Origin of the sequence: Paraburkholderia yinzeri (assembly GCF_046581065.1) — a bacterium.
Lineage (GTDB): Bacteria > Pseudomonadota > Gammaproteobacteria > Burkholderiales > Burkholderiaceae > Paraburkholderia.
Genome location: NZ_JBFOCJ010000002.1, coordinates 1,504,676 through 1,527,319 on the forward strand (window position 1 = coordinate 1,504,676; position 22,644 = coordinate 1,527,319).

Annotated in this window: 19 protein-coding genes; 11 read left to right on the plus strand and 8 right to left on the minus strand. The window is 66.3% G+C overall.

The window, feature by feature from the left end; translation table 11 throughout:
• Window positions 1-84: 84 nt before the first annotated feature.
• A complete protein-coding gene (locus WJ542_RS23785; protein WP_411191930.1) occupies window positions 85-1,224 on the minus strand; it encodes an MlaA family lipoprotein in 1,140 nt (379 codons plus the stop codon).
• Window positions 1,221-3,851, minus strand: coding sequence for a hopanoid transporter HpnN (hpnN, locus tag WJ542_RS23790; RefSeq protein WP_411191931.1), 2,631 nt, complete (start codon window positions 3,849-3,851; stop codon window positions 1,221-1,223). The genes WJ542_RS23785 and hpnN overlap by 4 nt, the downstream gene beginning before the upstream one ends.
• A 194-nt stretch (window positions 3,852-4,045) precedes the next feature.
• Between hpnN and WJ542_RS23795 the strand changes: the two genes are divergently transcribed.
• Complete coding sequence (locus WJ542_RS23795) at window positions 4,046-4,648, plus strand: MlaC/ttg2D family ABC transporter substrate-binding protein (protein ID WP_411191932.1); 603 nt, start codon at window positions 4,046-4,048, stop codon at window positions 4,646-4,648.
• A gap of 55 nt (window positions 4,649-4,703) precedes the next feature.
• Here WJ542_RS23795 and WJ542_RS23800 read toward each other — a convergent pair whose 3' ends face one another.
• Together WJ542_RS23800 and WJ542_RS23805 are read right to left on the minus strand one after the other, a co-directional pair.
• On the minus strand, window positions 4,704-5,339 hold the full coding sequence (locus WJ542_RS23800; protein WP_411191933.1) for a response regulator: 636 nt from the start codon (window positions 5,337-5,339) through the stop codon (window positions 4,704-4,706).
• Complete coding sequence (locus WJ542_RS23805) at window positions 5,336-6,820, minus strand: cache domain-containing protein (protein ID WP_411191934.1); 1,485 nt, start codon at window positions 6,818-6,820, stop codon at window positions 5,336-5,338. The genes WJ542_RS23800 and WJ542_RS23805 overlap by 4 nt, the downstream gene beginning before the upstream one ends.
• Window positions 6,821-6,926: 106 nt before the next feature.
• On the opposite strand from WJ542_RS23805, the gene WJ542_RS23810 reads away from it, so the two are divergent.
• The 9 genes from WJ542_RS23810 (at window position 6,927) to WJ542_RS23850 (ending at window position 17,589) form a co-directional block, all read left to right on the plus strand.
• The gene (locus tag WJ542_RS23810; RefSeq protein ID WP_411191935.1) at window positions 6,927-7,892 is read left to right on the plus strand and encodes a glycerophosphodiester phosphodiesterase family protein; all 966 of its coding nucleotides are present in this window, start codon (window positions 6,927-6,929) and stop codon (window positions 7,890-7,892) included.
• Window positions 7,893-8,130: 238 nt separating this feature from the next.
• On the plus strand, window positions 8,131-10,221 hold the full coding sequence (locus tag WJ542_RS23815) for a carbon starvation CstA family protein (protein ID WP_411191936.1): 2,091 nt from the start codon (window positions 8,131-8,133) through the stop codon (window positions 10,219-10,221).
• Between the two features lie 17 nt (window positions 10,222-10,238).
• Window positions 10,239-10,445 carry a YbdD/YjiX family protein gene (locus WJ542_RS23820; protein ID WP_321911701.1) on the plus strand — a complete coding sequence of 69 codons (207 nt, stop codon included), beginning with the start codon at window positions 10,239-10,241 and terminating at the stop codon, window positions 10,443-10,445.
• 405 nt (window positions 10,446-10,850) lie between these two features.
• Window positions 10,851-11,798, plus strand: a complete 948-nt coding sequence (locus WJ542_RS23825; RefSeq protein WP_411191937.1) for an AraC family transcriptional regulator — start codon at window positions 10,851-10,853, stop codon at window positions 11,796-11,798.
• A gap of 121 nt (window positions 11,799-11,919) precedes the next feature.
• A complete protein-coding gene (locus tag WJ542_RS23830) occupies window positions 11,920-12,978 on the plus strand; it encodes an ABC transporter substrate-binding protein (RefSeq protein WP_411191938.1) in 1,059 nt (352 codons plus the stop codon).
• A gap of 91 nt (window positions 12,979-13,069) precedes the next feature.
• Entirely contained in the window at window positions 13,070-13,876 is an 807-nt protein-coding gene (locus WJ542_RS23835; RefSeq protein WP_411191939.1) for an ATP-binding cassette domain-containing protein, read from the plus strand.
• An 11-nt stretch (window positions 13,877-13,887) separates the two neighbouring features.
• Window positions 13,888-15,147 (plus strand): sugar ABC transporter permease, encoded by a 1,260-nt coding sequence (locus tag WJ542_RS23840; protein WP_411191940.1) that lies wholly within the window; start codon window positions 13,888-13,890, stop codon window positions 15,145-15,147.
• 25 nt (window positions 15,148-15,172) lie between these two features.
• On the plus strand, window positions 15,173-15,901 hold the full coding sequence (locus WJ542_RS23845; protein WP_411191941.1) for an SDR family oxidoreductase: 729 nt from the start codon (window positions 15,173-15,175) through the stop codon (window positions 15,899-15,901).
• Window positions 15,902-15,942: 41 nt separating this feature from the next.
• Window positions 15,943-17,589: an FGGY-family carbohydrate kinase gene (locus tag WJ542_RS23850; protein WP_411191942.1), complete on the plus strand. Its 1,647-nt coding sequence runs from the start codon at window positions 15,943-15,945 to the stop codon at window positions 17,587-17,589.
• A gap of 63 nt (window positions 17,590-17,652) precedes the next feature.
• Here WJ542_RS23850 and WJ542_RS23855 read toward each other — a convergent pair whose 3' ends face one another.
• Both WJ542_RS23855 and WJ542_RS23860 read right to left on the minus strand, forming a co-directional pair.
• Window positions 17,653-17,928, minus strand: a complete 276-nt coding sequence (locus WJ542_RS23855) for a hypothetical protein (RefSeq protein ID WP_411191943.1) — start codon at window positions 17,926-17,928, stop codon at window positions 17,653-17,655.
• A gap of 688 nt (window positions 17,929-18,616) precedes the next feature.
• Complete coding sequence (locus tag WJ542_RS23860; protein WP_411191944.1) at window positions 18,617-19,450, minus strand: oxidoreductase; 834 nt, start codon at window positions 19,448-19,450, stop codon at window positions 18,617-18,619.
• Window positions 19,451-19,604: 154 nt separating this feature from the next.
• Here WJ542_RS23860 and WJ542_RS23865 point away from each other — a divergent pair, with 154 nt between their 5' ends.
• On the plus strand, window positions 19,605-20,516 hold the full coding sequence (locus WJ542_RS23865) for an AraC family transcriptional regulator (protein WP_411191945.1): 912 nt from the start codon (window positions 19,605-19,607) through the stop codon (window positions 20,514-20,516).
• Between the two features lie 44 nt (window positions 20,517-20,560).
• On the opposite strand, the gene WJ542_RS23870 is transcribed toward WJ542_RS23865, so the two are convergent.
• Both WJ542_RS23870 and WJ542_RS23875 read right to left on the minus strand, forming a co-directional pair.
• A complete protein-coding gene (locus WJ542_RS23870) occupies window positions 20,561-21,598 on the minus strand; it encodes a threonine aldolase family protein (protein WP_411191946.1) in 1,038 nt (345 codons plus the stop codon).
• Between the two features lie 107 nt (window positions 21,599-21,705).
• Window positions 21,706-22,515 carry an AraC family transcriptional regulator gene (locus WJ542_RS23875; protein ID WP_411191947.1) on the minus strand — a complete coding sequence of 270 codons (810 nt, stop codon included), beginning with the start codon at window positions 22,513-22,515 and terminating at the stop codon, window positions 21,706-21,708.
• Window positions 22,516-22,644: the final 129 nt, after the last annotated feature.

A 22,644-nucleotide genomic window follows, 5' to 3' on the forward strand; every position in this document is an offset into this window, starting at 1 on the left:
GTTCCGAAACCGGAAAAGAAAAAACCTCGGCAGACGTTATGTCTGTCGAGGTTTTTACATCGTCGAAACCGATCTCGCAACGCGTCAGGGCGCGGAGGCCGGAGCCGGTGCAGCGGGCCTGGTGACGGCATTCGCGGCACTGTCGGCCGACGCGGCAGCAGGTGCCTGGGCGGCAGCGCCCGAAGCGGCCGCCGCAGCCGATGCCACCGCTGGCGCAGCCGCCGTGGCCGCGCCTGACGCGGCACCGGGAGCCGCGGCGCCCGTAACGGCACCGGCCGTGCCCGCACCGCCCGCAGCAGCGCCAGCCGCCGCCGTGCCGCTCGCGCCCGATTTGCCCGGGTCGTAGTAATCCGGCAGACCGTTGTTCGCCCCGCCCTTGTCTGCGCCTTTGCCTCCTGTCGCGCTCGAGCCCTCGGCGCCGCCCGTATTGCCCGTATCGCCCGGATCCTCGTAGTTCGGTAGCCCGTTCGAATTGCCGGGGCTGGCGGAACCCGACTGCCCCGGATCGCCATAGTTCGGCAGGCTCTGGTTGTCCGACTGCGAGCCGCGCAGCAGCGATTCGCGCTGCTGGCGGTAGGCATCGCGCACGAACGAGTACTTGTCGAGCGCCGCCTGCGAGAGCAGGTCGGTGGCGCCGAGCAGGTCCGCCCGCGTGCTGATGAACTGCGCGATGTAGAGCGGATTGCGCACGGCCGGCTCGATGTAGTTGAGCACGTTGAATTTCACGTCGACGGCCATGCCGATGCCGTCGCGCACGTCGCTCGGCCCGAACAGCGGCAGCACGAGATACGGCCCGGCGGGAATGCCGTAGCGCCCCATCGTGAGGCCGAAGTCCTGGTGGTGCTTCGGCAGCCCGGCGGGCGTCGCGAAGTCGACCAGACCGCCCACGCCGAAGGTCGTGTTCATCGCGAGGCGCATCAGGTCCTCGGTGGCGTCGGTGATCTTCAGTTGCAGCAGGTCGTTGGCGAAGTTGCTCACGTCGCCCAGGTTCGAAAAGAAGTTGCTGATCGCCTGGCGCAGCGGCTGCGGCGTCACCTTCGTATAGCCTTTCGCGACCGGCTGCGCGATGGTGCGGTCGATGACGTCGTTGAACTTGAAGATCGCGCGGTTCGCAGGCTCGAACGGGTCTTCCGGCTTGCGGTCGGGGCCCGTGGCGCAGCCCGACGCCGCGAGGAGCGTCAGGGTCGCCGCCGCCATGCCCAGCGCGGCTCGTTTGTTTTTCATTGGTCGATTCCCTGGAGTTGCGATCTTTTGCGTTTTGTCACGCGCGGTTTGCCCATCAGCACCGGCTGGAACACCACGGCGCCGATCAGCGTACAGAAGAGCGAGAGCGCGAGCAGCTTGCCCATGCTCGACGTACCCGGATGGTGCGAGAGCCAGAGGCTCCCGAACGCGGTGGCCGTGGTCGCCGCGGAAAACAGCACTGCGTGTGTGAGGCTCGAATGGAGCAGGCCCGTCTGGCCCTCGCGCCACGCCATCACGAAGTAGATCTTGAACGCGACGCCCACGCCCAGCATCAGCGGCAGCGCGATGATATTCGCGAAATTGAGCTGGATGCCGAGCACCACGCAAAGCTCCAGCGTCACGAGCGCCGAAACCAGCAGCGGGATGAGCGTGCGCAGCACGTCGCTGAACTGGCGCAGCGTGATCCACAGCAGGATGGTGATGAGCACGACGGACCAGGCCGCCGCCTCGAGAAACGCGAGGATGATCACGTTCGCCGAATGCAGGATCGAGATCGGCCCGCCGATGGCGCCCGGCTCCGCGGCCTTCACGGTGTCGGCAAAGCGCGCGAGCATTGGGTCGTCGTTCGGGTCGACGCCTGGCGGCACGCGCGGCGCGATCTCCACGATCGCCTGGCCCGTCGGCGCGATCCAGTCGCGCACCATCGCGGGCGGCAGCGTGTCGCGCGTGATCGGCGAGGGCTGCAACAGGCGCGCGAGCTGCGCGAGCGCGAGCTTCAGCGGCAGGCTGAAGGCCTGCTCGGCGCGATCGCGCGTGGCCGCGTCGGCGTTGGCGAGTTTCGCGAGCGCGGCGGACAGATGCGAGGCTTCCGCCGCACCGGGGCCCGGGTGATCGCCGGCCGCGAGCGCAAGCTGGTTCGCAGCGCGCTTGAGCGTTTCCACACGCACCGCGTCGGTGGCCGGCGCGGACGGCTGCTGCGTGAGCGCGGGCAGCAACTGCTGCGCGGCGCCGGAGATCAGCATGAGCTTCTGCTGCTGGTCGTCGGGGATCAGCGAGCTGAGCGTCGTGGCGCGCCCCACTTCCGGCAGCTTCGAGAGCTTCGCGGCGATCTGGTCGGCGCCGGCCAGCGTGGGCGCGAGCACGCTCACGTCGTTGATCGAGATGACGGGCGAATTCTTCAGCGCAATCAGCGTCGCCATCGACTCCGTGTGCGGGTCCTTCAGATGCAGCGGGTTGAAGTCGAAGCGCAGGTGCAGGAGGAGCGGCGTGGCGCCCACCACGACGATGAGCGTGCCGATCAGCACCGGCTTGCGGTGCGCCGCGAGCCAACGGTCCACCGGCGCGAGAAATGCGAAGCCGGGCGAGGCCTTTTCGCCGCGCGGCTTGAACACGCTGATGAGCGCGGGCATCACGGTCATGTTCGCGAAGTAGGCGACGAACATGCCCACCCCCGCGATCTGGCCGAGTTCGGAGAGCCCTTTGTAGGCCGTGGGCAGGAAGGAAAAGAAGCTTTCCGCCACGGCGATGGCCGCGAGCGTGAGCGGCACGCCGATCACGCGCGCCGTCTTGAGGAGGGCGGCGTCGAGCCGGTCGTCCTGGTAGCGCTCCTCTCGGTACTTCACGCCGAACTGCACGCCGAAGTCCACGCCAAGGCCGACGAACAGCACCATGAAGGCGACCGAGAGCATGTTGAGCGAGCCCACCATCATGAGACCGAGCGCGGCCGTGATGACGAGGCCGATCACGAGCGTGATGAGCACGGCGACGATCAGCTTGCCCGAGCGCAGCGCGAGCCAGAGGATCGCGAGCACGACGACGGCGGTGAGCGCGCCGTTGAACGCCGCACCGTCCTCCACCGAGGCGAATTCTTCGTCGGCGAGCGGCTGTTCGCCCGTCAGGCGCACGCGCGCGCCGTATTCGTTGTCGAGATGCAGCGACGCCGCGGTGGCGCGGATCGCCTGCGAGGCGCTCGCGCCCGCCTTCAGCGCCGCGAAATTCAGCACCGGCTGCACGGTCACGAACGCGAACGCGGGCTGCGTGGCCGAATCCTTGTCCACGAGCGCGCGCCACGAGAACGCGGCCGGCTTGCCGGCGAGCACCTGATCGACCGTGTCGGCGGCGCTGCCGAGCAGGTGCGCCATGTCGGGCAGTTTCACCTGGCCGATCGTGAGCGGCAGCAGCAGCGTGGTCGTGAGCGTGCCGGCCAGACCGGTGAGGCTCGGGTCTTTAGCGAGCTGGTTGACGAGCGGGCGGGCCTGCACGAGCTGGCCCGTGGTCGAGAGCACCTCGGCCGTGGACGGGAACAGGAGGCCGTTGTGCTCGAAGAACGGGCCGCCCGCGGGCTGCGAGACCGCGCTGAATTCGCGCGAGTCCTGCTTGAGCGCGTCGGCGAGCTTGTCGGCGGCGGCGTCCGCGAGTTCGGGCGCGTTGGCCTCGACGACCACGAGCAGCGACTGGCCGCGCTGCGGGAAGGCTTTATCGATGGCGTCGCCGAGCGCGGACCATTGGGCGTCGTTTTCGACGAGGCCGCTGACGTCCGTGTTGATCTTGAAATGTTTGACGACGTATACGCCGCAAAGCGCGGCCAGTACGAGCGCGAGTGCAATGACCCACGCCGCGCGGCGCACCGACCAGGCGACGAGGTGAACGATGAATGGCTTCAGCATACAGGCGAGGGGGCCCTGTCCATGACGGTTTTTTTTCTGGCGAAGCGCGTCAGTATACCGGCACCGCCCATTGCGGCGCGGCTTGCACACACGGGGGGGCGCCGGCAAAGCCGTTATACTGGGCCGGCCGGCCCGCGAGTAGCCCGCGAGAAGCGCGGCGGCCCGGCGCTTGAATCTTACTTCCCGATGAGCGTATGAAACGTTATTTCACTGCATTTGTCGCCGCTGCTGCCTTTGTGTCGGGTTCCGCCTGGGCCCAGAGTTCGCCGGACGCGATCGTCAAGGATGCCGTAGAAGGCACCGTCAAGGCGATGCAGGCCGACCCGCAGGCGCGCGGCGGCGACATGGCGAAGATCACCGAGACGGTCCAGACCCATTTTGTGCCGGCCACCGATTTCCAGCGCACCACGCGCATTGCCATCGGCAAGGCCTGGACGACGGCCACGCCCGACCAGCAGCAAAAGCTCTATGAGCAATTCCAGCTCCTGCTCGTGAAGACCTACGCGGCTTCGCTCTCGCAGTTGCGCGATACGCAGGTGACCTTCAAGTTCCTGCCCTCCAGCACGGGCGCGGGCGCGAAGGACACGGTCGTGCAGTCGCACGTCCTCAGCAACGGCGGCGACGACGCCATCGACTACCGGCTCGAACGCACGGCTTCGGGCTGGAAGATCTACGACATCAACATGATGGGCGCCTGGCTGATCCAGGTGTACCAGACGCAGTTCGCCGACCAGATCGCCAAGGGCGGCATCGACGGCCTCATCAAGTTCCTCGTCGATCACAACGCGCGCACCTGACGCGCTTCCTGCTTTCCTCCGGGCGGCCGTTACCGGCCGCCCACCCGCCTTGCTCTCACTTCCTGCGGTTTTCCACCGCGAACTTGATCAGCTCCGCCTGGCCGTCGATATCGAGCTTGAGGTTGAGCCGGTGCGTCTCCACGGTGCGCACCGAAAGCCCGGTACGCTGCGCGATCTGCTTGCTCGAAAGGCCTTGCGCCAGGGCGTCGAGGATGTCGCGCTCGCGCGGCGTTAGCCGTTCGATGGGCGCCTCTTTCGCCGATGCCTGGATCATGCGCGCGCCCAGGCCCGCGCTGAACCAGGTATGTCCCGCGAGGACGGCCTCGATCGCACGGACGATTTCCGCGGACGGCGAATCCTTCAGCACATAGCCGCTCGCGCCCGCGCGCACCGCCGCGGTCACGTATTCCACGTTGTCGTGCATCGAAAGCATGAGCACCCGGATGGCCGGAAAGCGCTCGTGGAAGAGGCCCGCGAGCGCGATGCCGTTCATCCCGGCCATGCCGACGTCCATCAGCACGAGGTCGGGTTCGACGGCGGCCGCGAGGGCGATGGCCTCGTCGGCATTGCCGGCCTCGCCCGCCACTTCGAGGCCCGCGACCGCTTCGAGCCGCGCACGCAGGCCGTCGCGCACGAGCGGATGGTCGTCGACGAGCACGAGGCGCGCCGGCCTGGATGTGTCGTGGTTCATGGCGTTGCTTTTCCTGCTGATGGCATGGCTTCCGCGGGTTTTTCCACCCCTTCCCGGGCGGCAGCCGCAACCGGCACCCACGCGGTCAGGACCGTGTGGCCGGGCTGCGAGCTAAGCGTGAGCTGGCCGCCGAGCGGCTCCAGCCGCTCGCGCATGTTGCGCAGGCCCAGGCCCGCGCGGGGATCGGCCTGGGCTTGCGCGACATCGAATCCGCGCCCGTTGTCGGCCACGACCAGCGTTACGCCGCCGTTGGTCACGTCGAGCGTGAGGGCCGCGCGCGGGGCCTGCGCGTGGCGCACGATGTTCGTGAGCGCCTCCTGGGCGATGCGAAAGAGCACCGTGTTCACGGCATCGGGCAGTGGCGCGGCACGCGCCTTGGGCGGCGGCGCGGGCGCGCCGGTCTGCGCGAAGACGATCTGCACGCCCGATTCCTCGCCGAGCTCGCGCGTGAGTTGTTCGAGCGCGGCGGCGAGACCCAGGTCGTCGAGCATCGCGGGACGCAGTGCGTGCGAGATGCGGCGCACCTCGCGCAATGTTTCGGAAAGGCGCGTGAGGCCGGTGGCGAGCGAGGCCTCGGCGGCCGGCACGCGAGCCTCGCCTCGCTCGAAGCGCGCGAGCGCCGATTCGAGCAGCAGCTTCACGGACACCAGCATCTGGCTGATACCGTCGTGCAGTTCGCGCGACAGCCGCGCGCGCTCCTGCTCCTGCGACTCGACCACCTGCTGGGCGAGGCGCTTGAGCCTGGCGTCGGCGCTGCGGTGCTCGCTCACGTTGAGCACGAGCGCGCCGAGCGCGATCACGGCGACGCCCGAGAGCGCGATCACGCCGAGCCACAGCAGCGTGCGTTCGATATTGGCCGTGGCGCGCTCGTCGATGTGCGCGAGCGTCGAATCGACGTCGTCGAGATAGATGCCGGTGCCCACCATCCAGCCCCAGCGCGACAGCGGCACGACGTAGCCGAGCTTCGGCGCGAGGCGGCCCGTGGAGGGCCGATGCCACTGGTAGCGCACGTAGCCGCCACCGCGCGAGGCCGCGGCGATGAGCTGCTGGATCGTCAGTGCGCCTTGCGGGTCGCGCAGGTCCCACAGGTTGCGGCCGACCAGATCGGGCTCGCGCGGATGCATCAGCGAACGGCCGTGCAGGTCGTAGACGAAGAAATAGCCGTCCGGGCCGAAGTCCATTTTCTGCAGCACGGTCAACGCTTCGCGCTGGCGGGCGGCGATCTCCCCGGGTGTTGCATCGGCCGGGGCGTCGTAGAGCGGCGCGATCGCGCTCGTGGCGAGCTCGACATAGTGGCGCAGCTCGATTTCCTTGCTCGTCAGATATGTCGCCTGCAGGGTCGCGTGCTGCGTCTGCGCGAGCGTGGTGGCCTGCTGCCGCACGCCGATGCCGATGCCGGCGATGGCGGCGAGAAACGGCACGACCGCGAGCAGAAAGATCTTCGTCTTCAGGCGGTCGTTGAAGAAAAATGGGGCAGGCATGGCGAAGGTCGAGCGCGGGGTGAGCAAGCATAACCGCGTGCGCCGCACCATGCAGGGAAATCGTTGTATATGTTCCCATCCTGAACGATCCGACTGGAACTTGCCGATGCCCCTTCGTCCCCTGCTCGCCTGTTTTGCCGCATCGGCCGTGCTGCTCGTTGCCGCCTGTGGCGGCAACGCATACAACCCTCCCGGCCATCCTGCCGCCACCGCGGCGCCGCTCGTCATCGCGCATCGCGGCGGCACCGGCGACGCGCCCGAGAACACGCTGGCGGCCATCCGCATGGCGATTGCGAACCACGCCGACATGATCTGGCTGACCGTTCAGTTGAGCCGCGACGGCGTGCCGGTGCTGTACCGCCCCGCGGACCTTTCGGCGCTTACCGACGCGAGCGGCCCGGTCGCTTCGAAGACCGCGGCCGAACTGGCGGGCGTCAATGCGGGCTGGCGGTTCGCGACGAAGGACGCAGCCGGCAACATGATTTATCCCTACCGCGCCGCGCCGGTCGGCATCCCCACGCTGGCGGCGGCGCTGGCCGGGATCCCGCCCGGCATTCCCGTGATCCTCGACATGAAGGCGTTGCCGGCGCGGCCCCAGGCCGCCGCCGTGGCGCGCGTGCTGACCGCCGGTGAGGCCTGGGGGCGCGTGCGCCTCTATTCGACCGAAGCGGCGTACCAGCAGGCCTTTGCCGCCTGGCCGCAGGCGCGGCTATTCGAGTCGCGCGACGCGACGCGCGAGCGCCTGGCGACGGTTGCCCTGGCACGAGCGTGCGAGGCGCCACCGCCTGCCGGAACGTGGGCCGCATTCGAATTCCGCCGCCAGGTGGATCTCGTGGAGCGCTTCACCTTGGGCGAAGGTCGCTCGGCAGTGAACGACGCCACGTTATGGAGCGCGTCCGCCGTCCAGTGCTTTCGCACGCATCCCGACGTTCACCTCGTCGCCATCGCCGTCAACAGCGCCGCCGACTACAAGGCCGCCGCCTGCGCGGGCGTCGACGCCGTTCTCGCCGATTCGCCGAAACAGATGGTGCCGGTGCGCGAATCGCTCAGGCGCGGCTATACGTGCCCTTGAACGCGTCCTTGCTACGTATTTTTACGTAGGACGCTTACGTAATTCTCCGGTTGTGGGCGCCTGGGCGAAGGCCAATACTACGGGGCCGCCGCATGGTGCAGCTACGCCATGCGCCGCACCGAAATCCGCTACGCTGCTTCAGGCCTGATTCAGGCACGACGCGCATCGGGGCCCGGTCCGAATCCGGGGAATCGCGCGCGTAAACACCGCGCATAAACACAAACAACAAGGAGACGCCATGAGTCGGGCATCCAGTTTCGTCGTCTGGACGATCGTCGCGCTGCTGGGCGCGTTCGCGTTCGGCACCATCGCGCTCGCGCACGGCGAGCGCATCAGCGCACTCTGGATCGTGGTCTGCGCGATCTGCGTCTATCTGATCGCCTACCGCTTCTACAGTCGCTTCATCGCGAGCGCCGTACTGCAGCTCGACGGTCTGCGCATGACGCCGGCCGTGCGCCACAACGACGGGCTCGACTACGTGCCCACCAACAAATACGTGCTGTTCGGCCACCACTTCGCGGCGATCGCGGGCGCGGGGCCGCTGGTGGGCCCGGTGCTGGCCGTGCAGATGGGCTACATGCCCGGCATGATCTGGATTCTCGCGGGCGTGGTGTTCGCGGGCGCCGTGCAGGACTTCGTGGTGCTGTTCCTTTCCACGCGCCGCGACGGCCGCTCGCTCGGCGACCTCGTGAAGATGGAGCTCGGGCCGGTGCCCGGCGTGATCGCCCTCTTCGGCACCTTCCTCATCATGATCATCATCCTCGCGGTGCTGGCACTGATCGTGGTGAAGGCGCTCACGAACTCGCCGTGGGGCACGTTCACCGTCGCCGCGACGATCCCCATCGCGATCTTCATGGGTCTGTACGTGCGCTACATTCGCCCCGGCAAGATCGGCGAAATCTCGGTCATCGGCTTCGTGCTGCTGATGGCCTCCATCGCGTTCGGCCAGCACGTGCACGACTCGCCCGCGCTCGCCGCGATGTTCACGTTCACGGGCATCCAGCTCACGTGGATCCTGATCGGCTATGGCTTCGTCGCCTCGGTGCTGCCGGTGTGGCTGCTGCTCGCGCCGCGCGACTACCTTTCGACGTTCCTGAAGATCGGCACGATCCTCGCGCTCGCCATCGGTATCCTGATCGTCGCGCCGGAGCTCAAGATGCCGGCCTTCACGAAGTTCATCGACGGCACGGGCCCGGTCTGGTCGGGCAGCCTGTTCCCGTTCCTCTTCATTACGATCGCGTGCGGCTCGGTCTCGGGCTTCCACGCGCTGATTTCGTCGGGCACGACGCCCAAGCTGCTCGATAACGAGACCAACGCGCGCTTTATCGGCTATGGCGCGATGCTGATGGAGTCGTTCGTCGCGATCATGGCGCTCGTGGCCGCTTCGGTGATCGAGCCGGGCGTGTACTTCGCGATGAACGCGCCGCTCGCCGTGCTCGGCACGACGCCCGACGCGGTTGCCCACACGGTCGGCACCTGGGGCTTCGCGCTCACGCCCGACATGCTCACGCAGACGGCGCACGCCGTGGGCGAGACGACCATCGTCGCGCGCGCGGGCGGCGCCCCGACGCTGGCGGTGGGCATGGCGCAGATCCTGCACCAGGTGATAGGCGGCGAAGCGATGATGGCCTTCTGGTATCACTTCGCCATCCTCTTCGAAGCGCTCTTTATTCTCACCGCCGTCGACGCGGGCACGCGCGCGGGCCGCTTCATGCTGCAGGATTTGCTCGGCACGTTCCATCCTTCGCTCAAGCGCACCGAGTCGCTGCCCGCGAACCTGATCGCCACCGCGCTGTGCGTGGCGGCTTGGGGCTACTTCCTCTACCAGGGCGTGGTCGACCCGCTGGGCGGCATCAATACGCTGTGGCCGCTCTTCGGCATTTCGAACCAGATGCTGGCGGGTATCGCGCTGATGCTGGCCACCGTCGTGCTGTTCAAGATGAAGCGCGAGAAGTTCGCCTGGGTCACGGTGCTGCCTACGATCTGGCTGCTCATCTGCACGCTGACGGCCGGCTGGCAGAAGATCTTCGACAGCAATCCCAAGGTGAGTTTCGTCGCGCATGCGCAGAAGCTTTCCGCCGCGCTCGCGGAAGGCCAGATCGTCGGGCCCGCGAAGTCGCTCGAACAGATGCAGCGCATGATCTTCAACGACTACGTGGATGCGGCGCTTTCGGGGCTCTTTATTTTCGTGGTGGTGAGCATTGTCGTGTACGGGCTGATCTCGATTGCGCGTGCGCGCCGGGTCGATCGTCCGACCACACAGGAAACGCCCTATGAGCCGATGCCGGCCGGCGCGGGGTTGGCCCAGCGCGTGGGCGGCGCACATTAACGGAGGCGAGGCGCATCATGTTCTCGGGACTGCGTGACAACGTGCAAACGGCCGGCCGCTATCTGGGGCAGGCCATGCGCCTGATGGTCGGTCTGCCGGACTACGAAGGATATGTCGCTCATATGCGCGCGACCCATCCGGACCGGCCAGTGATGACCTACGAGGAATTCTTCCGCGAACGGCAGAACGCGCGGTACGGCTCGGGGGCGGGGAAATGCTGCTGATGTGCCGCTAGCTGCGCGTGACAGAAAGCGCAACGGGCCGGTGTCCGTTGCGCTTATTTTTTGTCCTTGCCTCAGCGCCAGCGGGCCGCTTCGCCGGAAACCCGTAATCGTGCTGCGTAGGCGCCATGGCGCCATCTCGCGATTCGACCTCTGTCCGTGATCGTGCCACGCGGGGCGAAAGGAACGGGATCTCCGCGAGCTATCTATCCGTCCCCGACCTGTTGCCTTGCACAAAAGTTGACTTTTGATGCGATACGGGCTTACCCGAATGCAAAAAAGTATCAGTCGGCGGTCTTATTTTCAGTGGTGGGATGGCGCTCGCATGGGTAACTTTCAGGTCATGGCGGCGTTCGACAGCAACGCGAGCCCGACAACAAGGAACGAACCGCCGCAGGAGGAAGACAGATGCAAGCCACGGAGGACGCGGCGCCCAGGGATGGCCGCAAGACCTGGATCGACAAGCCGGACCTGGAACTGGTGGCCGTGCCGCGCGACGAGTCGTTCAAGGTGTGGTCGCACGGCTATCCCTATCGCACGGTGCGCTGGCATTTTCACCCCGAGTACGAGATCCACCTCATCACGTCGACCGTGGGCAAATACTTCGTCGGCGATCACATCGGCAATTTCGCGCCCGGCAATCTCGTGATGGTGGGACCGAACCTGCCGCACAACTGGGTCAGCAGCGTGCCGCAGGACGAACGTGTGGACGAACGGTGTCTCGTGCTGCAATTCGATGCCGGGTTCATCGCACGCACGAGCGAGGCGTTTCCCGAATTCCGCCGCGTGGAGCCCCTGCTCGAGGCCTCGCGCTCGGGCCTGCTGTTCCCGTCGAGAACGGGCGCGATTGCCGAACCGGTCATGCGCGAGATGCTGGGTGCGCAAGGGCTGCGGCGCATCGTGCTGTTCATGGCGCTTTTCGATCTGCTCGGCCGCAGTGCCGAGCCCGTGAAGCTCGCGAGCGACGCGTACCGCGCCGACCCCACGCGCTACGCCGGCACGCGCATCAATCACGTACTGGGCTTCATCGGCAAGAACCTCTCGCAGGAGCTGCGCGAGACGGAGCTGGCCGAACTGGCGGGGCAAAGCGTCAGCGCCTTTTCCCGCTACTTCCGCCGGCATACGGGCGTGCCTTTCGTGCAGTACGTGAACCGTCTGCGCATCAATCTCGCATGCCAGCTACTTCTATCAGGTGAACTGAGCATCACCGACATCTGCTATCAGGTCGGCTTCAATAATCTGTCGAATTTCAACCGCCAGTTCCTGCAGCTCAAGCAGATGTCACCTTCGCGCTGGAGAGCGTGGCAACAGTTGAACGCGGCCAGCGCGGCCGCCGACGCGCACGCGCCCGGCTAGCTCACGACAACAGGCCGTGCCGACACGCCGGGCTCAGGTCTTGCGGCGGTGGGCAAGGCTTGTCTGCGGTCCCCCGATAGCCATGGCGGCATCGGCATTTTTCCAACAACGGAGACACCTCATGACCCGACTTTCGACCCCTCTGATCGGCGCCGCCATAGTGACCCTGGCGCTGACCGGCACGACCGCGGCGCTGGCCGCGCCGAGCGGCACCGTGGCCTTTCTGATGCCCGATCACGCCTCGACCCGCTACGAGCAGCACGATTTCCCCGGCTTCAAGGCCGAAATGGCGAAGCTCTGCGCGGGCTGCAAGGTGCTCTACCAGAACGCGAATGCCGACGCCGCGATGCAGCAGCAGCAGTTCAATTCGGTGATCGCGCAGGGGGCGAAGGTGATCGTGCTCGATCCGGTGGATTCCACCGCGGCTGCGTCGCTGGTCCATATGGCGCAGAGCCAGGGCATCAAGGTGATCGCCTATGACCGGCCGGTGCCCTCCACACCCGCCGACTATTACGTCTCGTTCGACAACGAAGAGATCGGCAAATCGATCGCCCAGTCGCTCGTGCAGCACCTGAAGGACGCGGGCGTTGCCACGGGCAAGGGCGGCGTGCTGGAGGTCAACGGCTCGCCGACCGATGCGGCCGCGGGGCTCATCAAGAAGGGCATTCACGAAGGCCTGGAAGGCAGCGGCTACAAGACGCTCGCCGAGTACGACACGCCCGAATGGGCGCCGCCCAAGGCCCAGCAATGGGTGAGCGGGCAAATCACGCGCTTCGGCTCGCAGATCGTGGGCGTCGTGGCCGCCAACGACGGCACGGCGGGCGGCACCATCGCCGCCTTCAAGGCAGCCGGCGTCAACCCGGTGCCGCCCGTGACGGGCAACGACGCGACGCTCGCCGGCCTGCAGCTGATCGTTTCGGGCGACCAGTACAACACGATCCTCAAACCGAGCGAGATCGTCGCGGCGGCGGCCGCGAAGGTGGCGGTGGGCTTCCTCTCGGGCGACAAGCCGAAGGGCGAGACCAGCCTCTTCAATACGCCGACGCAGCTCTTCAAGCCCGCCGTGATCACCGCGAAGAACATCAAGGCGGAGGTCGTGGACAAGGGCTTTGCCAGCGCCAAAGACCTGTGCGCGGGCCGCTATGCCGACGGCTGCAAGAAGCTGGATATCGCGAACTGATCAGGTTTGCAGATGAACGGGGGCTGGCGCGAGCCGGCCCCCGCCTGAAGCAATCCGGAAGCCCTCCGGAAGCAAAAGAGCAGGGACTACCATGACTGAGAACCCCACATCACGCGCGGCGCCGGGCGAGCTCGTGCTGAGTTTGCGCGGCGTTTCCAAGCACTTCGGCGCCGTCTCGGCCCTCACCGACATCGAGCTCGACGTGCATGCGGGCGAAGTGGTCGCCCTCGTCGGCGACAACGGCGCCGGCAAATCGACGCTCGTGAAGATCCTGGCCGGCGTCCATCAGCCGAGCGCGGGAACGATCACGTTCCGCGGCCAGCAGGTCACGCTGTCCGATCCCGCCACGGCGCTCGATCTGGGCATTGCCACCGTGTTCCAGGATCTCGCGTTGTGCGAAAACCTGGACGTGGTCGCGAACATCTTCCTCGGCCGCGAGCTGAGCCCGATACGGCTCGACGAAGTCCAGATGGAAGTGCGCGCGTGGACGCTCCTCAACGAGCTCTCGGCGCGCATTCCGAACGTGCGCGACGTGGTCGCCTCGCTCTCGGGCGGGCAACGTCAGACCGTGGCGATCGCTCGCTCGCTGTTGCTGGACCCGAAGCTGATCATGCTCGACGAGCCCACCGCCGCGCTGGGCGTGGCGCAGACGGCCGAGGTGCTGAACCTGATCGAGCGGGTGCGCGCGCGCGGCCACGCGGTGATCATGATCAGCCACAACATGGAAGACGTGCGCGCCGTGGCGGACCGGATCGTGGTGCTGCGCCTTGGCCGCAACAACGGCGTCTTCTATCCCGATTCATCCAACGCGGAACTGGTGGCCGCCATCACCGGCGCGACCGAGAATGCCGTCTCGCGCCGCGCGGGCCGGCGCCAGGCGCAACAGGACATGCAATGAGAGGTGCGATCATGAGCAAGGAAACCCAGGACGCCACGCCGCCGTCCCCGCTGCTCGACCGCAGCGATGTACGCGTGAAGCACGCCACCGGTATCGGCGAAAGCCTCTCCGCCTTCGTCGACCGGATCCGGTCGGGCGACCTCGGCTCGCTGCCGGTCATCGTGGGTCTCGTCATCATCTGGACCGTGTTCACGAGCCTGAACCCGGTCTTTCTTTCCGCCGACAACCTCGTGAACCTGCTGTTCGACTGCTCGACGGTCGGGGTCATTTCGCTCGGCATCGTCTGCGTGCTGCTGGTGGGCGAGATCGACCTTTCGGTGGGCTCGATGAGCGGCTTCGCCTCCGCGCTCGTGGGCACGCTTTGGGTCAACGAAGGCTGGCCCGTGCTGCTCGCCATCGTGGCCGCCGTGGTCGTCGGGGCACTGATCGGCGCGCTCTACGCGTTGCTGCTGAACCGTCTGGGCATGCCGAGCTTCGTTTCCACGCTGGCGGGCCTGCTCGCTATCCTCGGCATGCAGCTCTACGTCCTCGGCGCCGACGGCTCGATCAACCTGCCCTATGGTTCGACCGTGGTGAACTTCGGACAACTGATGATCATTCCTGCGTTCGTCTCGCACGCGCTCGCGCTGCTGCCGGGCCTCGCGATCGTGCTGATCGGGCTACGCACGCGCGAGCGCCGCCGCGCGGCCCGTCTTTCGGCGCCCTCGGTAGGCAGCCTGCTCGCGCGCGGCGTGGTCATCACCGTGTTCCTCGAACTCGTCGTGAGCTATCTCGACCGGGGGCGCGGCGTGCCGCTGATGTTCGGCCTTTTCCTCTTTCTCGCCGTCGCCATGAATTACGCGCTCATGCGCACGCGCTGGGGCCGTTCGATGAACGCCGTGGGCGGCAATCGCGAAGCCGCGCGCCGCGCCGGTATCAACGTCCACCGCATCTACACCAGCGCCTTCATGCTCTGCGCGGGCCTCGCCGCGCTCGGCGGCGTGCTCACGGCCGCGCGGCTCGCCTCGGCGAGCCAGCAGGCCGGTACCGGCGACGTGAACCTGAACGCCATCGCGGCGGCCGTGATCGGCGGCACGAGCCTGTTCGGCGGGCGCGGCAGCGCGTGGTCGGCCGTACTCGGCATCATCGTGATCCAGTCGATCGCGAGCGGCCTCACGCTGCTGAATCTGTCTTCCTCGCTGCGCTTCATGATCACCGGCGCGGTGCTGGCGATCGCGGTGATCGTCGACTCGCTGGCCCGGCGCTCGCGTGTCACGCACGGCCGCGCGTAATTCCCTGCATCCTGGAGAGTCGTCCATGTCTGAATCGATGAATGGAAAAGTGGCCGCCATCACGGGCGCGGCATCGGGTATTGGCCTCGAATGCGCGCGCACGCTCGTGACCGAGGGCGCGAAGGTCGTGCTGATCGACCGCGCCAAAGAGCGGCTCGAAGCCTGCTGCGCCGAACTGGGGCCGAACGCGCTCGCCTTGCAGGTGGACCTGCTGCAGCCTGCCGAGGTGTCCGCGATGCTGCCGAAGATCCTCCAGCTCGCGGGCGGTCTCGACATCTTCCATGCGAACGCGGGCGCCTATATCGGCGGCGAGGTCGTGAACGGCAATCCCGACGACTGGGACCGCATGCTGAACCTCAATATCAACGCGGCGTTCCGCTCCGTGCATGCGGTGCTGCCGCATCTGGTCGCGCAGAAGTCGGGCGACATCGTCTTCACGAGTTCGATTGCGGGCATCGTGCCGGTGGTGTGGGAGCCTATCTACACGGCCTCGAAGTTCGCCGTGCAGGCCTTCGTTCACACCACGCGCCGCCAGGTGGCGAAGCACGGCGTGCGGGTGGGCGCGGTGGCGCCGGGGCCCGTCGTCACGGCGTTGCTCGACGACTGGCCGAAGGCCAAAATGGAAGAGGCGCTGGCCTCGGGCAGCCTGATGCAGCCGAAAGAGGTCGCCGACGCGGTACTCTTCATGCTGACGCGGCCGCGCAACGTGACCATCCGCGATCTCGTGATCCTGCCCAACAGCGTGGATCTCTGAGCACGTGCGCCGCCTTCTTTTCTCCTGACATGCAAACAGCGATGAGCACAGACAATCCGGCTGCAAGCGCGACCGCAGGCGTACCGCACGGCACGCGCTACGCGATAGGCGTGGACGTGGGCACAGGCAGCGCCCGCGCGGGCATCTTCGATCCCTCGGGTGCGATGGTGGCCTCGGCGAAGCACGACATCACCGTGTTTCACGCGAGCGGCGCGATCGTCGAACAGTCGAGCACGGAGATCTGGAGCGCCGTCTGCCGCGCCGTGAAAGACGCGCTCGCGGCAGCGGCCCTTGCGCCCGACGCGATCGCCGGGATCAGCTTCGACGCCACCTGCTCGCTGGTCGTGCTGGGCGAGGGCGGCCGGCCCCTGCCGGTGGGGCCGACCGAGAAGGACGAGCGCGACATCGTCGTCTGGATGGACCATCGCGCGGTCGGGCAGGCGCAACGCATCAACGAGACGGGACACGCGGTGCTCGAGTTCGTGGGCGGCACGATCTCGCCGGAGATGGAAACGCCCAAGCTGCTCTGGCTGCTCGAAAACCGGCCCCATGTGTTCGAAGCCGCCTGGCAGTTCTTCGATCTGACCGACTTCCTGACCTGGCGCGCGAGCGGCGATCTCGTGCGCTCCACCTGCACCGTCACCTGCAAGTGGACCTACCTCGCCCACGAACGGCGCTGGGACGAAAGCTACTTCCGCGCGGTGGGTCTTGGCGTGCTGGCCGACGAAGGCTTTGCGCGCATCGGGCAGCGCGTCGTGGAGCCCGGCACGCCGCTCGGCGGCGGGCTGACCGCGCAGGCCGCGGCGGAACTGGGCCTGAGGGCGGGCACACCGGTTGCTGCGGGCGTGATCGACGCGCACGCCGGGGGCATCGGCACGGTGGGCGCGGACGGCGCGCCCGAGTCCTGCCTTGCCTATGTCTTCGGTACCTCGTCGTGCACGATGACGACCACACGCGAACCGGTCTTCGTGCCGGGCGTCTGGGGGCCGTACTTCTCGGCGATGGTGCCGCAGGCGTGGCTCAACGAAGGCGGCCAGTCGGTGGCCGGGGCGGCGATCGAGCGGCTGCTGGCGATGCATCCGCTGGCCGCCGAAACGCAGCGCCGCGCCCAGGAAGCGGGGCAGTCGCTGCCGGCACTGCTCGCCGGTCTTGCTGTGCAGGCCTCCGACGATCTTTCGGCGGCGGTCGGGCTCGCGCACGGTTTGCATGTCGTGCCCGAATTCCTCGGCAACCGCGCGCCGTTTGCCGATCCCCACGCGAGAGCGGTGATCGCGGGGCTCGGGATGGAGACGGACCGGGACAGCCTTGTCGCGCTCTATATCGCCGGGATTTGCAGCATTGGCTACGGGCTGCGCCAGATTATCGAAGCGCAGACCGCGGCCGGCGCGCCGATCGAGCGGATCGTGATCAGCGGCGGCGCGGGGCGGCTCGCGCTCGTGCGCCAGTTGCTGGCCGATGCGACGGGCAAGCCCGTGCTCGCGACCGAGGCGGAAGAGCCCGTGCTGCTGGGCGCGGCGATGCTGGGCGCCGTGGCGGGCGGGCTTTGCGAGGACGTGCGCGCCGCCATGGCGAAGATGTCGCGGATCGGTAAGATCCATGCGCCCGCGAGGGGTGAGACGGCGGCCCTGCACGACGCGCGGTATGACGCGTTCAGGCAGTTGCAGGGCGTGGCGAGGGCCATACGTTAGTGCGGTCAATGCGGTTAATACGGTCAATGCGGCCGGCACGACCCGAAGCACGCGACCTGAAGGCTAGCCTTCCCCGGTCAGCCGGCTCAGCAAATGACTGAGGCGGCGGGCTTGCGTGTGCATGATCCCCGGCGTCAGGGCGATCTGCTGCACCCGGTCGAACCAGTAGCGACGGCCGAAGACGGCGACGTGATTGTCGGCTGCGATGGCGGCTTCGAGATGCGCGATGGCATCGTCGAGATTTTGTACCGTATAGGGGCTTTCGCCCGCGAGCCACGTTTTCATGTTCGATGGGGGAGTCACAGTGCGCGCACTGTGATCGGCAAGCTTCGGGTGCATGTGCGTGCCCTGTCTGGTTTCGCCTGTCCAATGCAACCGCTCGACCCCGTTCACCTCACTTGCACGACAGGATCGCTTCGGCGCTCTTCTTTGTGTCGTCCCACTCAGCAACGTTCGAATCGCCCTGCCTCGCTCATGCGAAAAGCAGAGGGTAATCGGTACATTCGGCAAAAATAAGCAGTGCCTGGAAAGCGCCCGGGTCTCGTGAAGGCGCACCGTCCCATGACGGGTCTGGTGGAATTCGCGCAGGCGAATAGAAGATTGGCCGCCGCGCTCTGCCCTCGGAATATGAGCAACGGCGGCCAAGACAGCGGCTCGCCTGGGACATGGCCAGGCGATTCCCGCCGTTTCAGCGTCACGCAGGGGCGCCGTCCTTTGTGGATGCGGACTGGTCGCCAGATAGCGGCACGTGACGACTGCGGTTACTGCACAACTCTCTCTAAATTTATGAAATCGGCGTTTTTAGGTTCCGGACTGACTAAGCAATGACCGTGCCATGTGGGCGCGTCCCTGCTGACGGGAGGTTGACGGCTATCGGGGGCACGCCCCAGGACGATTTCGTCCACAGTTTGGAGTGGGATTGGACGATTTCGTCCAATTTATGCGTGGGAGGGGCGTGATGTGCCGATTTCGTCCACTTTCGGGAATGGTCGGAACGGATTGGGTAGCGCGGCCAGGCATTTTCGATTCAGCCATCCGTCGAGATCGTGACAGCCTCCCACGCACGGATCTCGTCCTCCAGCGCCGACAACTTGCCTCGCACGAGCCCGAGCGCGTCGCTGCCCAGCAAGAGATGCGCCGGGGGCCGGTCCGCATCGATTGCCGCGAGCATGGCGCGCGCGGCTTTCCTGGGGTCTCCCGGTTGCCTGCCGCTCTTTTCTTCGCGAGCCCGACGGACAGGGTCAAAGATATCGTCGTAGTCCGGAATCGAGCGGGGCGTTCGCGTCATCGAGCGGCCGGCCCAGTCCGTGCGGAACGAACCCGGCGCGACGGCGGTCACCGCGATGCCGAAAGGCTTCACCTCTTTGCCCAACGCCTCCGAGATGCCTTCAAGCGCGAACTTGCTTCCGCAGTAGTACGAGATTCCCGGCATGGTGATGTAACCGCCCATCGACGTGATATTCAGAATGTGTCCACGGCGGCGTTCGCGCATGAAGGGCAACACGGCCTTCATCATCGCGACCGCGCCGAAAACATTCACATCGAACTGTCGACGCATCTCCGGCAAAGGCGATTCCTCCATGATGCCTTCGTGGCCATAGCCCGCGTTGTTGACGAGGACGTCGACCGGCCCCACGTTCGCCTCGATTTCCGACACGGCGCCTGCGATGGCGTCGAAGTCGGTCACGTCGAGTACGCGTCCCACAGCGGCATGCGCGGACAGCGACGTGAAATCACGCAATGCCTCCTCGCTTCTCACGGTCCCGACCACGGTGTGACCGACCGCAAGCGCCTCTTGGGCGAGCGCGCGGCCGAAGCCGCTGCTGACGCCGGTGATGAGCAGCGTTTTGCTGGATGTCATGGAAGCACGCTCCGAATGTTGTCTGGAAAGTGCATGCTAGTCTGAGAAGGAGGGCAAGATAAGCCAGATTCCGCTAATTTTCTTGCATAAAACTATGAGAAGCCAACGCGCCTTCCCCGGTCAACCCGAGCTGTCCCCGCGAAGCCAGAAGCGCATGGTTTCCCTGCTGCGCGGGTTGGCCCCGGACGAGGGCTACAACCTGACGGCGCTGCCGGGCGTCCGCATCCTGCGTTCGAACCGGGCGCTGCCGCGCACGCCGGTTCTGTACGATCCCGGCATCGTGATCGTTTGCCAGGGCCGCAAGCGCGGCTACTTCGGCGACGAGCTCTATCTGTACGATGAGCGTCACTATCTGGCCGTGTCCGTGCCCGTGCCGTTTAGCATGGAAACCGATGCGACCCCGGAGCGCCCGCTGCTCGCGCTGTATCTGCACCTCGATTTCGCGATGGCCGCCGAGCTGGCGGCGCAGATCGACCGCGAAGGCCTGACCGAGCGCAGCCAGGCGCCCCGGAGCATGACCTCCACGCCGATGGATGACGCGATGCAAACGTCCGTGTTGCGCCTGCTCGAAGCCATGCATCGGCCGCTCGAAGCCGCCGTGCTGGGCCAAGGCTTGCTGCGCGAACTGTACTTTCGTGTGCTCACCGGAGCCCAGGGCGGTTCGATGCGGGAAGCGCTGGCGATGCAGGGGCAGTTCGGCAGAATCGGCAGATCGCTACGTCTCATCCACGCTGCCTACGCGCAGTCGCTCGACGTGGCGCAGCTTGCCGAAGAAGCGGGGATGAGTGTTCCGAGCTTTCACAGCCACTTCAAGGCGATCACGCAAGTTTCGCCCATGCAGTACGTGAAGTCCACGCGCCTGCATCAGGCCCGGCTGCTGATGTTGCGCCACGACCTGACCGCCGAAGCGGCGAGCCACGCCGTGGGCTATACGAGCGCGTCCCAGTTCACGAGGGAGTTCAAACGGCTCTTTGGCTTGACGCCCGCCGCGGAGGCCAGGCGTATGCGCGAGAGTTTCGCCATTCCCGAGGCGTTCGAGGGGGCAACGTATGTCTCGTCGCACTGAGCTATCTTGCGACCCCGGAGTCGAAAAGCAACCGGGGCGAGCGGTCAGCCCAACGCCAGTCGATTCAAAAAGGCATCGACCCGATGGGTTTCCGTGGCCCACGACGTGACCAGCCGAACCACGGAATGGCGCTCGTGTGCCGGTCCCCACACGTAAAAAGCGAAGTCTTGCTTCAACGCCGCGATAACGGAATCGGGCAAGATCGCGAATACCTGGTTCGTCACCGTTTCCGCCTGAAGCGCGTAGCCATTCGACACGATTCCCGCGGCGAGTCTTGCTGCGGCCGCGTTGGCGTGCTGGGCGTTGGCAAAGAAAAGATTGGCGCTCCCAAACAATTCCTGAAACTGGATACCCAGCAGCCGGCCTTTTGCCAGCATGGCGCCGCGCTGCTTGATGTGGAAAGCAAAGTCCTCTTTCAAGGCGGGATTGCACACCACGATGGCTTCACCCAGAAGCGCACCCACCTTGGTTCCGCCGATCCAGAAAATATCGACAAGAGCGGCAATATCGGCGAGCGTTGCGTCGTTTTTGTCGGAAGCCAGTGCTGCGGCAAGGCGCGCGCCATCCAGAAATAGAATGAGGCCCCGTTCTCTGGCGAGCGCGGAAATTTTCCGCAGTTCCGCAAGCGTGTAGAGCGTGCCGGTTTCGGTCGCGTTGGACAGATAGATCAACCGGGGCTTCGCCATATGCGGGAAATGGGCATTGCTCGCCAGTGCGGCCTCGATATGTTCCGGCGTGAGCTTGCCGTCAACGGCGGGAACGGCGATGAGCTTGTGGCCCGTCGCCTCGATCGCACCGGCCTCTCTCACCACGATATGCCCCGAACTTGCCGCAATGACGGCTTCGTGCGGACGGAGGCAACTGGCGATCGAAACGATGTTCGCCATCGTGCCACTGGCTACGTAGTGGATCGCACCGTCGAACGTATCGCCAAGGCGCGCCTTGATCCGTGCCGTTGCCTCGGCGGAAAAGGCGTCGTCGCCATACGCCGCGTGCTGGCTGGTGTTGGTTTCGGTCAGGACGCGGAGGATGTCCGGGTGCGCGCCCTCGCTGTAGTCGTCGAGAAAGCTGAAAGTCGTCATTCGGTGCTTCTGCGTTGGGTGGAGGCAGCCCAGGAGAGGGGCGAGGCCAGAAATGGCAGCGTACCGACCCATTGCCCGATCGCCTTGTAAAAAATTGCAGGGGTCGCTCAGAAGCGCGCGGGCGTCACCCCGTAGGCGTCGCGAAACGCGCGGGTGAAATGGCTTTGATCGAAGAAGCCGACGGCGTGCGCAATGCCGGTGATCGGCATCTGCCGGTTCGCGGCCATCAAGGCGACGGCCTTTTCCAGCCGCATGCGTAGCAACCAGGCGTGAGGCGTCATGCCGACCGTGCGTTTGAAGCGCTTCAGGAAGCGAAACCGGTCGAGACCGACGAGGAGGGACAAGTCCTCCAGGACGATCTTGTCGGCGAGATGGGCGTCCACGAAATCCCGGATCTGTCGAAGCTGCTGCGGCGACAGCGCGCCGGAAATCGTCTGGGGAGCGGGCTGCTTCAAGCGGGCGAACAGTGATTCCAGCAGTTCGAGAACGAGCGTTTCGTTCGTCATCCCGTCGGCCGTCGTGTGCTGGAGGGCCGCATGGAGGTGGAGCAGCCGGTCGGCGAGGCCGCGGTCTTGCAGCACGATGGCGGGCTGCGAGGGGAAAGCGTGCCTGCCGGTGATTTCCTCGCCGAATCCGTTCAGCAGCGCGGGCGACAGACGAAACGTGTGCAGCGTGTAGGGGTGATCCGCATCGGCGACGCCGTCGTGGACTTCGCCCGGCGGCATGATCTGAACGGCGCCGCGCGCGAGCAGGAACGATTCGCCCCGCAAGGATTGACGCTGCACGCCGCTCGCAACCAGCCCGATATGGCAGTCGAGATGATAGTGGGGTTCGAAGCGAAACCCGGCGTATCGGGCCGTGCCGAGCGTCAAGCCTGGGACGCCGATGGAATGACGGTACTGGACTTCTTCGGACATGACTCATCTTGGGCTCGCCGCCCGCAGTCTGGCGGCCCACCCCGCGCGTTACGCTGTGAACGGGTCATTATCGCAGCTTCATGCTGGATTGCATGGGACTGCGCAGGACCGGAGCACAAGCCGGCGGCA

Excerpts from the sequence above, each read along its gene's own strand:
- WJ542_RS23835 (WP_411191939.1), top strand. The coding sequence starts at position 13,070 with ATGACTGAGAACCCCACATCACGCGCGGCGCCGGGCGAGCTCGTGCTG.
- WJ542_RS23785 (WP_411191930.1), bottom strand. The coding sequence starts at position 1,224 with ATGAAAAACAAACGAGCCGCGCTGGGCATGGCGGCGGCGACCCTGACG.
- WJ542_RS23875 (WP_411191947.1), bottom strand. The coding sequence starts at position 22,515 with ATGTCCGAAGAAGTCCAGTACCGTCATTCCATCGGCGTCCCAGGCTTG.
- WJ542_RS23820 (WP_321911701.1), top strand. The coding sequence starts at position 10,239 with ATGTTCTCGGGACTGCGTGACAACGTGCAAACGGCCGGCCGCTATCTG.
- WJ542_RS23845 (WP_411191941.1), top strand. The coding sequence starts at position 15,173 with ATGTCTGAATCGATGAATGGAAAAGTGGCCGCCATCACGGGCGCGGCA.
- WJ542_RS23815 (WP_411191936.1), top strand. The coding sequence starts at position 8,131 with ATGAGTCGGGCATCCAGTTTCGTCGTCTGGACGATCGTCGCGCTGCTG.
- WJ542_RS23795 (WP_411191932.1), top strand. The coding sequence starts at position 4,046 with ATGAAACGTTATTTCACTGCATTTGTCGCCGCTGCTGCCTTTGTGTCG.
- WJ542_RS23800 (WP_411191933.1), bottom strand. The coding sequence starts at position 5,339 with ATGAACCACGACACATCCAGGCCGGCGCGCCTCGTGCTCGTCGACGAC.
- WJ542_RS23855 (WP_411191943.1), bottom strand. The coding sequence starts at position 17,928 with ATGCACCCGAAGCTTGCCGATCACAGTGCGCGCACTGTGACTCCCCCA.
- WJ542_RS23805 (WP_411191934.1), bottom strand. The coding sequence starts at position 6,820 with ATGCCTGCCCCATTTTTCTTCAACGACCGCCTGAAGACGAAGATCTTT.
- hpnN (WP_411191931.1), bottom strand. The coding sequence starts at position 3,851 with ATGCTGAAGCCATTCATCGTTCACCTCGTCGCCTGGTCGGTGCGCCGC.
- WJ542_RS23865 (WP_411191945.1), top strand. The coding sequence starts at position 19,605 with ATGGTTTCCCTGCTGCGCGGGTTGGCCCCGGACGAGGGCTACAACCTG.
- WJ542_RS23830 (WP_411191938.1), top strand. The coding sequence starts at position 11,920 with ATGACCCGACTTTCGACCCCTCTGATCGGCGCCGCCATAGTGACCCTG.
- WJ542_RS23840 (WP_411191940.1), top strand. The coding sequence starts at position 13,888 with ATGAGCAAGGAAACCCAGGACGCCACGCCGCCGTCCCCGCTGCTCGAC.
- WJ542_RS23825 (WP_411191937.1), top strand. The coding sequence starts at position 10,851 with ATGCAAGCCACGGAGGACGCGGCGCCCAGGGATGGCCGCAAGACCTGG.
- WJ542_RS23860 (WP_411191944.1), bottom strand. The coding sequence starts at position 19,450 with ATGACATCCAGCAAAACGCTGCTCATCACCGGCGTCAGCAGCGGCTTC.
- WJ542_RS23870 (WP_411191946.1), bottom strand. The coding sequence starts at position 21,598 with ATGACGACTTTCAGCTTTCTCGACGACTACAGCGAGGGCGCGCACCCG.
- WJ542_RS23810 (WP_411191935.1), top strand. The coding sequence starts at position 6,927 with ATGCCCCTTCGTCCCCTGCTCGCCTGTTTTGCCGCATCGGCCGTGCTG.
- WJ542_RS23850 (WP_411191942.1), top strand. The coding sequence starts at position 15,943 with ATGAGCACAGACAATCCGGCTGCAAGCGCGACCGCAGGCGTACCGCAC.